Origin of the sequence: Pseudomonas sp. IT-P176 (assembly GCF_949767245.1) — a bacterium.
In the GTDB taxonomy this organism is placed as follows: domain Bacteria; phylum Pseudomonadota; class Gammaproteobacteria; order Pseudomonadales; family Pseudomonadaceae; genus Aquipseudomonas.
This window is the reverse complement of the sequence record NZ_CATKPN010000079.1, coordinates 303,221-313,042: the sequence shown is the minus strand read 5'-3', so window position 1 is coordinate 313,042 and position 9,822 is coordinate 303,221. Positions and strand designations below refer to the sequence as shown.

Genomic DNA, 9,822 nt, shown 5'->3' with positions numbered 1-9,822 from the left:
TAACCCCAAAACAGCCCTTAATCCCAGCTCTCTATATAGAAGAGCAATGTCCTCCCCCTGGACAACCCCTCCTCCATCACTGCCTCAGGTCCTGCAGCCCCGCGCCATCACCGCCATCGATGTTCACCATCGACCCAATGAAATTCTCTTAAAAATCCTGACGCGTAACATTGGCTCCATACCCACCAAGACACCCCGGAGCACACTCTCATGAAACGCCACCTCATCCTCAGCCTTGCTCTCTCCGTACTGGCCGCCAATGCATTCGCCGCCGACCTCGCACAACCCGTCACCGCCATGCAGCAACCAGCCGTGATCGCCGAAGGTGGCTCCGACCGCTTGCAACAAAACCGCGTCGCCGAAGGTGGCTCCGACCGCCTGCAACAAAACCGCGTCGCCGAAGGTGGCTCCGACCGCCTGCAACAGAACCGCGTCGCCGAAGGTGGCTCCGACCGCCTGCAACAGAACCGCGTCGCCGAAGGTGGCTCTGACCGCCTGACCCAGAACCGTGCATGAATTGCCGGTCGGCAATACTCAACAAAAAGCCCGGCACACTCTGCCGGGCTTTTTTTCGTCTACTTTCTGCACTAGCCCGCGGCTGCGCGCTTCATACACCGCTGATAACGCTCATCGACACGTTTGGCGAACCACGCGGTGGTGAGCTTGCGGGTGATTTTCGGACTCTGTAGCTCGATCCCCGGCAGCACCGCCCTGGGCAACGCCTTGCCTTGCGACTTTTCGGCCAGCGCGAATACCCGCTTGTAGAGTTTGCTGTCTTCGAAAGCCAGGCTGTCTCCCAGCTCCAGTTGATCGCGGATGGTGCTGTTGCGCATATCCAGGCGTTTACCCAGGCTGCGCACTGCAAGCTCAGTCGAGCCCGGCAGCAGCGAACCGTAGCGAATCAAGTCTCCATCCAGGGCCAGGGAGCCGCCGGTCGCGCGATTCAGCGCAGCCTGGAATGCCGCATTGCGGCTGGCGTACCAACCGGCATTGAAATCGGCGAAGCGGTACAGCGGCTGGCTGTAGTTCACCGGGTAGCCAAGCAGATGGGCGATGCCGAAGTACATGCCGCCCCGCCGGGTGAATACCTCGCGACGGATCGAGCCGTCCACCGGGTACGGATAGTTGCGCGCCTGTTTCTCGGCAAACGCAATGCTGACCTGCATCGGCCCACCGGTATGCACCGGGTTGAACCCACCGAACAGGGTCTTGCCCATAGGCACCCGGCCAATGAAGTCATCGAAGATCGCGCTGAGCTCTTTTTCGCTACGCGCCGCATTCAACCGGTCGCTGTAACTTTTGCCATTGGTCGAGCTGACCTGCAAGGCCCCCCGCACCAGGAGACTGGGGATATGCGCCCTGGCAGCACGGCGGTCGATCTCGTCCCGGGCAATCTTGCCCAGCCCCGGTACTTTCGGGTCAGCCTGAAAGGTCGACTCCTGTTCGGTCACCGCCAGCACCGAGCAGAGGTTCTGCGAGGTGGCAGGGATCTCCTGCGCGGCAAACGCACTATAGATGTCGTTGGCCCAACCTTGCCGGTCCACCGTACTGGCGGCCAGCAAGCGCACGATCTGAGCTTTGACCTGTTCCGGCTTGGGCGCCGCATCGCGGCTACCCTGGCTCGCACACCCGGCCAGCAACAACAGTGTGGCGAGGCTGATGATCAATTGATTGGCTTGCATGGAGTGGCTCAAGGGTCCTTTTGACCGACCGGGCGAGTGACACGCACTACACTCCGGTGTTTTCCTATGGAAAAGCAAGCCGCGTTGCACTTCAATGAACGATTGCTTGCGGGTGCTCTGACACCCGATCACCGACTGGAGTTCGCTGGCATGCTGACAATGGATTTTCTGCTGACCTCACTGATCGTGGTGCTGATCCCTGGCACTGGCGTGGTGTTTACCCTCTCCACTGCGCTAGCCGCCGGCAAACGAGCCAGTGTCTACGCGGCGCTGGGCTGCACGGGCGGGATCGTGCCGCACCTGATGGCCTCGATGCTGGGCCTGTCGGCGATCCTGCATACCAGCGCGCTGGCGTTCCAGGGATTGAAGTTTGCCGGAGTCGCCTACCTGCTGTACCTGGCCTACGCCACCTGGCGCGATCGCACGGCCTTTGCTATCAGCGATGCTCCGCTCAACCTGAGTGGCGGCACCATCATGCTGCGCGCTGGCCTGCTCAACCTGCTCAACCCCAAGCTGACGATATTCTTCCTGGCGTTTCTCCCGCAGTTCATCACGCCCAACGGGCCGTCGGCCACAGTGCAGATGCTCACCTTAAGCACAGTGTTCATGCTGATGACCTTTGCGGTGTTTGTGATCTATGGCTTACTGGCGAACTTTTTTCGCACAGCCGTCATCGAGTCATCTACCGTCCAGAACTGGCTGCGCCGCGGATTTGCCGCGTCGTTTGCCGCTCTGGGCCTGAACCTGGCGTTTGCCCAGCGCTGAGCCCCCCTTGCATTGGGTGGGGATTTGCCGCCGATTCGGTTCCAGACTTTATTCACGCCCTGACGGCCGCGCGCCATCGTACATTCTAAAAACGTGATCAAGAGATCCACCATGACAAGAGTTTCGTTCGCGAGTTTGCCGCTGCTGGTTGTGCTGCTTACCGGCAGCCCTTCGGTGCTTGCCACCGAAGGCAGCGTCGGCAGGCCGATTACTGGCCAGATCGTCTACTCCAACGCCGGGATCATTCCCCCGGAACCCGGCTGGGTGATGTCGATGACCAGTATCTATTACGACGGCGAACTCAGCAGCAAGAAGGCGGCACCGGTGCGCGGCGAAGTCGGTGCTGGCCTGAAGATGAAAGTCTCCTACACCATGACCAACATCACGCGTATCTGGGACACTGGCAAAGGCCCGTGGAACTTCGCCTCGGCGGTCGGCCTGCCCCTGCAGTACACCGACGCCGAAGCCGACTTTACCGGCCCCAGGGGCAACTCCGTCGGCGAGACCGACTACGCTACCCAGTTTGCCGATGCCCTGATCACCCCGATCGCCGCCGGCTACCACTTCAGCGCCACCGATCACATTGCCTTGTCGTTGCCGATCTATGTACCGACCGGCGCCTACGACAAGGATCGCCTGGCCAACGCCGGGCAAAACACCTATACCTTCATGCCAACCCTGGCCTATACCCACCTGCTGGGTAATGGCGGCGAGTTGAGCCTGCTGGGCGCGTTCGAGTTCTATACCAAAAACGATGCCACGGATTACCAGAACGGCAGTATTGTACGTCTGGATGGTCTCTGGACCTACGGCCTGGGCAACGGTTGGGCGGCTGGCGTGGTGGGCGGCGTAATCAAGCAGATGACCGACGACGACGGCCCAACGGCCGACCAGTTGAACGGCTTTCGTGGCCACTCGGCCGGGCTCGGCCCGTACCTGGGCTGGAGCGGCAAGTTTGCCGATGCCCAGGCAAGCGTCAATGCCCGCTGGGTGCCCGAGTTCGACTCCGTCAACCGGCCCGAAGGCGATGGCATCAGTGTCAACCTGACGTTGGCGTTCTTCTAGACGTAACGCCTGCGCGGGACTCTCCACCGAGGGTAACGCCATGCACCGCAGCGACGTACTGATCGTAGGCGCCGGCCCCACCGGGCTGGTGTTGGCACTTTGGCTGAGCAAACTGGGGATCCGCGTGCGCCTGCTCGACAAGACCAGCGCCCCCGGCACCACCTCTCGCGCCCTGGCAGTGCAGGCGCGAACCCTGGAACTGTATCGGCAACTGGACCTTGACCAGGCCGTGGTGCAACAGGGTCACCAGGTACCGGCCGTCAATCTGTGGGTCAAGGGCGAACCCACGGCACGCCTGCCATTCGCCGCCATCGGCAAGGACCTGACGCCCTACGCCTTCCTGGAAATCTACCCCCAGGATCAACATGAACGACTGTTGATCGAACGCCTCGAACAATTCGGCGTCGAGGTAGAGCGGGACACCGAACTGCTGGGCTTCAGCGAGCATGACGGTGGCATCACCGCACAACTGCGCCTGCCCGACGGCCAGTTGCAGAGCTGTCAGAGCTGCTATCTGGCCGGTTGCGACGGCGCCCGCTCCAGGGTGCGCAAAACCCTCGGCATCGGCTTTCCCGGCGGCACCTACCAACAAGTGTTTTATGTGGCCGACGTCGACGGCGCAGGCCCGGCCTTTAATGGCGAATTGCACGTGGACCTGGATGAAGCAGACTTTCTCGCCGTGTTCCCGCTGGCAGGCGCCGGCCGTGCGCGGCTGATCGGCACGGTACGGGATGAACGTGCCGAGCAGGCCGAGACCCTGCGGTTTGAAGACGTCAGCAGCCGGGCCATCAGCCACCTGAAAGTCGAGGTCAAGCGGGTCAACTGGTTTTCCACCTACCGGGTTCATCACCGAGTCGCGGACGATTTTCGCCGTGGCCGTGCATTCCTGCTCGGTGACGCCGCCCACGTACATAGCCCGGCCGGTGGCCAGGGCATGAACACCGGAATTGGCGACGCGATCAACCTGGCCTGGAAACTGGCAGCGGTACTCAACGGCGGCGCCAACCACAGCCTGCTCGACAGCTATGCCATCGAACGCATGGCCTTTGCCCGCAAACTGGTGAGCACCACCGATCGGGTATTCAGCTTCGTCACAGCCGAAGGCGCCATCGCCGACCTGTTGCGCACCCGCGTGGCGCCGTTGCTGTTACCCAGAATGGCGGCACTGGAGCGCGCTCGCGAGTGGTTGTTTCGCACCGTGTCGCAAATCACCCTGAACTACCGGGCGATGCCACTCAGTGCGGGGCATGCCGGCACAGTGTTCGGTGGCGATCGCCTGCCGTGGGTGCAGGACGCTGACGGCGACAACTTTGCCAGCCTCGCCCTCCCCGCCTGGCAGGTGCATGTGTACGGCGACACCAGCGGGGAAATGCGCGCCTGGTGCAACGAACATCACCTGGCGCTGCAGGTGTTCGCCTACTTACCCGCCCATGCCAACGCCGGCCTGGCGCGCAACGGGTTCTACCTGTTGCGGCCCGACAGCTACGTGGCGCTCGCCGACCCGGGCGCCGACCCGAAACTCATCGAGCGCTATTTTCACGGCCATGGGATCAAGCCGTTCCTGAGCTGAGCGCGCGCCCGTTGCGGGTCAGATTCCGCTAAGCGCCAGGTCCATGGCGAAATAGGTGAAGATCAGGTCCGCACCGGCACGCTTGATCGCGCCCAGGCTCTCGCGCACCACCCGCTCTTCATCGATCGCCCCGGCGGCCGCGCCGAACTTGATCATCGCGTACTCGCCACTGACCTGATACGCCGCCAGCGGCAACCGCGAGGCTTCGCGGATATCGCGGATGATGTCCAGGTAGGCACCGGCCGGCTTGACCATCAGCGCGTCGGCGCCTTCCTGCTCATCCAGCAATGATTCGCGCACGGCTTCGCGGCGATTCATCGGGTTCATCTGGTAGCTCTTGCGATCGCCCTTGAGCGCACTGCCACCTGCCTCGCGGAACGGGCCGTAGAGGGCCGAGGCAAACTTGGTCGAATAGGCCATGATCGACGTCTGGCTGAAGCCGGCTGCGTCCAGGGCGCGACGAATCGCCTGGACCTGCCCGTCCATGGCCGCCGAGGGGGCAATCACATCCGCCCCGGCACGCGCGGCGGCAACGGCTTGCTGGCCAAGGTTGAACAGGGTCAGGTCATTGTCGACCTCGGCGCCATGCATCACGCCACAGTGACCATGGTCGGTGTACTCGCAGAAGCAGGTGTCGGACATGACGATCATTTCCGGCACCGCGTCCTTGCAGATCCGCGCCATGCGCGACACCAGGCCGTTTTCCCGCCAGGTGTCACTGCCGTTGCCATCGAGGTGGTGCGACACGCCAAAGGTCATCACCGACTGAATACCGGCCCGGGCGTAGCGCTCGATTTCACCGGCCAGTTTCGACTCGGGAATCCGTCGCACTCCCGGCATGCTGGTGATCGGTACGAAATCGTCGATTTCTTCCTCGACGAAGATCGGCAGCACCAGGTCGTTGAGGCTGAACTCGGTTTCCTGGAACAGCTTGCGCAGTTGCGGGGTGCGCCGCAAACGGCGTGGACGGGCTTCGGGGAACTGGCTGGACATGAAATTTCCTGGCAGGAGGCCAATGGCCTGGACAAGACAAAAAGTGCTGGAAGCGCGAGCTTATGCCCCTCGCCCCTGCTGGCACAAATGCAGGTAACGCAAGAGTTTATTGCGAAAACGGTAACAATAGAACCCGAGCCCCGTCACCCCCTGACATTTATTCACCGCTCAACTAATCTGGCTAGCACACCCACCCGGGTGACAAACCCCGAAGGATACGGAGTGAGCCCTGATGTTTGAGATACACAACTACGGCAGTTTTATCGCGGCGATCGTGATTTTCCAACTGATCCCCGGCCCCGGCACATTTGCCATCCTCAATGCCACCGCCCGCAACGGCATCGGCGCCGGTTTTGGCGCGGTGCTGGGAACCCTGCTGGGGGACGCGGCCTACATGATTGCGGCTGCCGCCGGCCTGGCAGCGCTGATGACTGCCAACCCGCTGCTATTCCAGGGCCTGCAGTGGTTCGGTGCAGCGTATCTGTGCTGGATGGGCGTGCAAATGTTGCGCAGCCCCGTGGCGCACAATGACGCGGGGCTGGAGCCACATCGTTCGGCACGCACCTATCTGCGCAACGCCCTGGTCATCAGCCTGACCAACCCGAAAGTCATGCTGTTTTTCGTGGCGTTCTTCCCGCTGTTCATCAGCCCAGGGTCGTCGAGTATGACCCTGGTGGCGATGATGCTCCACGTGACCGTGATTAGCCTGCTGTACCAGGGCGCCCTGGTGCTGATCGGCAACGCCGCGGCCATCCGCTTGAAGGCCCTGCCCCTGGCCCGAACGGTCGCCACTCGAGTGGCAGCCGTCGCACTGATCGGCTTTGGCCTCAAGCTCGCGGTCAATAACCGCTAGCCCAGCGCCCAGGTAAGCCACTGCGCCAGGCAGTGGCTTGCCGGTTCAGGGCTTGGGAATTTCCAGCCCACGCACTACCGCCGGACGCGCCAGGAAGCGCTCGAGTACCCGCAGCACATTGGGGAAGTTATTGATCCCCACCAGGTCGCCAGCCTCATAAAAACCAATCAGGTTGCGGACCCACGGGAAGATCGCGATATCGGCGATGGTGTAGCGCTCGCCCATGATCCAGTCGCGCCCTTGCAGGCGCTCGTCGAGCACCTTCAACAAGCGGCTACTCTCGGCGACATAACGGTCCCGCGGACGTTTGTCCTCGTACTCCTTGCCGGCGAATCTATTGAAAAAGCCCAACTGGCCGAACATCGGACCGATACCGCCCATCTGGAACATCAGCCACTGAATCGTCTCGTAACGTGCCGCTGATTCCTGGGCCAGCAGTTGCCCGCTCTTGTCGGCGAGATAGATCAGGATCGCGCCGGACTCGAACAGCGCCAACGGCTTGTCGTCAGGGCCGTGAGGGTCGAGGATCGCCGGAATCTTGTTGTTGGGGTTAAGCGAGAGGAACGCCGGGGACATCTGGTCGTTGCTCTCGAAACTCACGCGATGGGCCTCGTACGGCAAGCCGATCTCTTCGAGCATGATCGAGACTTTGACCCCGTTTGGCGTCGGCAAGGAGTAGAGTTGGAGCCACTCGGGGAACTGGGCAGGCCATTTTTCAGTAATCGGGAAGGCTGACAAATCGGTCATAGTGAACATCCAGTGACAATTTAACGGCTGAATTTTGGCCTAACCGGCGGCACACGGCCGGCCTGTACGCGGGCTAGCTTATAGCGAGCCTGCCGACGCCGGCATCTTAAATCGGAAACATTATGTCGCTAACCTTCCGCCACCCTCACCGCTACCCCGGATAAAGTGCGCGCCCGCAGATTCCAATCGAACCAATCGCCCTCAGCGGACTCTGAAGGCAGCGCGCGCGCAAGACGACTCGCCCAACGACATGGAAAACCATCCGAAGCCGGGAGCTTGCGGTGGAAAGGTTTGTCAGCCTTAACCTGAATGTGCTGAAGAACTACTACTTGATGAGAAACCCACTGCAGATCACCCAACGCCTGAAGCAACGCGCCTTCGTGTTCCTCCCTGCACTGCTGACTACCTGCGCCCTGCTCCTGTCGCTGGAGTCGAGCGAAAGTCGCGCCCAGCCGGTTGACGGCACCCAGACCCTGGTGTTTTTGCGCCATGCGGAAAAACCTGCCGGTGGTCTCGGACAACTCAATTGCCAGGGCCTGAACCGCGCCATTGACCTGGCGCAGCTGCTGCCAGAAAAATTCGGCAAGGCCGATTTCGTGTTTGCCGCCAACCCGACCCGCAATGTCGAGGAAGGCGAGCTCGACAACTCCTATAGCTACATCCGCCCCCTGATGACCATCAGCCCGAGCGCAATCAAGCTGGGCCTGCCGGTGAACATCGAGTTTTCCGCCAACGACACCAGTGAACTGGCGGACGAACTGCTCCACGACAAGTACCACAACTCGATCATCTACACCGCCTGGTCCCACGGCTACCTGCCGGAGTTGATCAACAAGGTGGCGCGCGAAGCGGTGGGCAGCAAACAGTCGATCACCGAGGACTGGGAGTCCGGCGACTTCGACTCGATGTACGTCCTGACGCTGACCTGGCACAACGGCAAGGCCACCTTGCAGAGCCAGCATTACAAGCAGGGCCTGGATAACGGCCAGGAGAGCTGCCCGACCTGACAGGGCGGCCACACCAGCGCAGGGCCCAGGGTGAGGTATGATGCGCGACCTGTCTCCCTGGAACCCCTGTATGTCCAACTTCTTAACCACCCCCAACCGGGGCTGGTCGTTCTGGTGCAAGCCGGCCCTGTTCCTGTTGGTGGCCTGCATTGGCCTCTACTACGTCAAGTGGTCGCCGTACTACTTCAAGGCCTTTACCGCTGCCGACAGCCACAGCATTGGCGCTTCGATTCTCAACGACGCGCAAACCGCGCCCCTGGCCGCCGCATTGACGTACGCCAAGGTGTACTTCCTGGCGATCTGGAAGGCCGCGGTCCTGGCGGTGATCCTCGGTTCACTGTTGCAAGTACTGATCCCTCGGGACTGGTTGCTGCGGCTGTTCGGCCGCGCCGGTTTCGCCTCGACCCTGCGCGGCGGGCTGTTCGCCCTGCCCGGCATGATGTGCAGTTGTTGTGCGGCGCCGGTGGCCGCTGGCATGCGCCGGCAAAACGTGTCGGTGGGTGCGGCGCTGGCATTCTGGATCGGCAACCCGGTGCTGAACCCGGCCACCCTGGTGTTCATGGGCTTTGTCCTGGGTTGGGGCTTTACCGCCCTGCGACTGGTGGCCGGCATCGTGTTGGTGCTGGGGGTTTCGCTGGTGGCCCAGCGCATTTCGCGGCCGGAGCAAGTACCGCAAGCTGCGCTGCAAGCCGTGGCCAACGTCAGCGCCACGGATTCTCAACCCTTCCTCGGCCGCTGGATTCGCACCCTGTGGCAATTGTTCTGGAGCACCATTCCGGTCTATATCCTGGCAGTACTGGTGCTCGGCGCCGCGCGGGTCTGGCTGTTTCCCCACGTTGACGGGGCGATGGCCGACAACTTGTGGTGGCTGGTACCGCTGGCCATCGTCGGCACCTTGTTCGTGATTCCCACTGCTGCGGAAATCCCCATCGTGCAGACCATGATGGCTCTGGGTATGGGCACCGGCCCAGCGGTTGCGTTGCTGATGACCCTGCCCAGCATCAGCCTGCCGTCGCTGCTGATGCTGCGCAAAGACTTCGACACCCGGGTGCTGGTGACCGTGGCCGTATTGACCATGTTGATTGGCATACTCAGCGGGTTGGTCGGCGCGGCATTACTGTAACGTCACGCTGACCGCTG

The 9,822-nt window shown here is 62.0% G+C and carries 10 protein-coding genes; 7 read left to right on the top strand and 3 right to left on the bottom strand.

Going from position 1 to position 9,822, the window contains the following annotated elements:
- Positions 1–210 precede the first annotated feature (210 nt).
- Entirely contained in the window at positions 211–516 is a 306-nt protein-coding gene (locus ACM6IP_RS22655) for a hypothetical protein (protein WP_414862314.1), read from the top strand.
- 71 nt (positions 517–587) lie between these two features.
- Here the strand turns inward: ACM6IP_RS22655 and ACM6IP_RS22650 are convergent, their stop codons facing one another.
- Entirely contained in the window at positions 588–1,682 is a 1,095-nt protein-coding gene (locus ACM6IP_RS22650) for a DUF1615 domain-containing protein (protein ID WP_414862313.1), read from the bottom strand.
- 150 nt (positions 1,683–1,832) lie between these two features.
- Here ACM6IP_RS22650 and ACM6IP_RS22645 point away from each other — a divergent pair, with 150 nt between their 5' ends.
- The 3 genes from ACM6IP_RS22645 (at position 1,833) to ACM6IP_RS22635 (ending at position 5,082) form a co-directional block, all read left to right on the top strand.
- The gene (locus ACM6IP_RS22645) at positions 1,833–2,447 is read left to right on the top strand and encodes a LysE family translocator (protein WP_159998760.1); all 615 of its coding nucleotides are present in this window, start codon (positions 1,833–1,835) and stop codon (positions 2,445–2,447) included.
- 111 nt (positions 2,448–2,558) lie between these two features.
- Complete coding sequence (locus ACM6IP_RS22640; protein ID WP_414862312.1) at positions 2,559–3,512, top strand: transporter; 954 nt, start codon at positions 2,559–2,561, stop codon at positions 3,510–3,512.
- Between the two features lie 40 nt (positions 3,513–3,552).
- A complete protein-coding gene (locus tag ACM6IP_RS22635) occupies positions 3,553–5,082 on the top strand; it encodes an FAD-dependent oxidoreductase (protein WP_414862311.1) in 1,530 nt (509 codons plus the stop codon).
- An 18-nt stretch (positions 5,083–5,100) separates the two neighbouring features.
- Here ACM6IP_RS22635 and hemB read toward each other — a convergent pair whose 3' ends face one another.
- Entirely contained in the window at positions 5,101–6,075 is a 975-nt protein-coding gene (gene hemB, locus ACM6IP_RS22630) for a porphobilinogen synthase (protein WP_095167889.1), read from the bottom strand.
- 232 nt (positions 6,076–6,307) lie between these two features.
- Here hemB and ACM6IP_RS22625 point away from each other — a divergent pair, with 232 nt between their 5' ends.
- Complete coding sequence (locus ACM6IP_RS22625; protein WP_095167887.1) at positions 6,308–6,928, top strand: LysE family translocator; 621 nt, start codon at positions 6,308–6,310, stop codon at positions 6,926–6,928.
- Positions 6,929–6,973: 45 nt separating this feature from the next.
- On the opposite strand, the gene ACM6IP_RS22620 is transcribed toward ACM6IP_RS22625, so the two are convergent.
- Positions 6,974–7,675 carry a glutathione binding-like protein gene (locus ACM6IP_RS22620; protein ID WP_159994659.1) on the bottom strand — a complete coding sequence of 234 codons (702 nt, stop codon included), beginning with the start codon at positions 7,673–7,675 and terminating at the stop codon, positions 6,974–6,976.
- Positions 7,676–8,007: 332 nt separating this feature from the next.
- Here ACM6IP_RS22620 and ACM6IP_RS22615 point away from each other — a divergent pair, with 332 nt between their 5' ends.
- Positions 8,008–8,682 (top strand): histidine phosphatase family protein, encoded by a 675-nt coding sequence (locus ACM6IP_RS22615; protein ID WP_095167910.1) that lies wholly within the window; start codon positions 8,008–8,010, stop codon positions 8,680–8,682.
- Positions 8,683–8,752: 70 nt separating this feature from the next.
- On the top strand, positions 8,753–9,805 hold the full coding sequence (locus ACM6IP_RS22610) for a permease (RefSeq protein WP_414862310.1): 1,053 nt from the start codon (positions 8,753–8,755) through the stop codon (positions 9,803–9,805).
- Positions 9,806–9,822 lie beyond the last annotated feature (17 nt).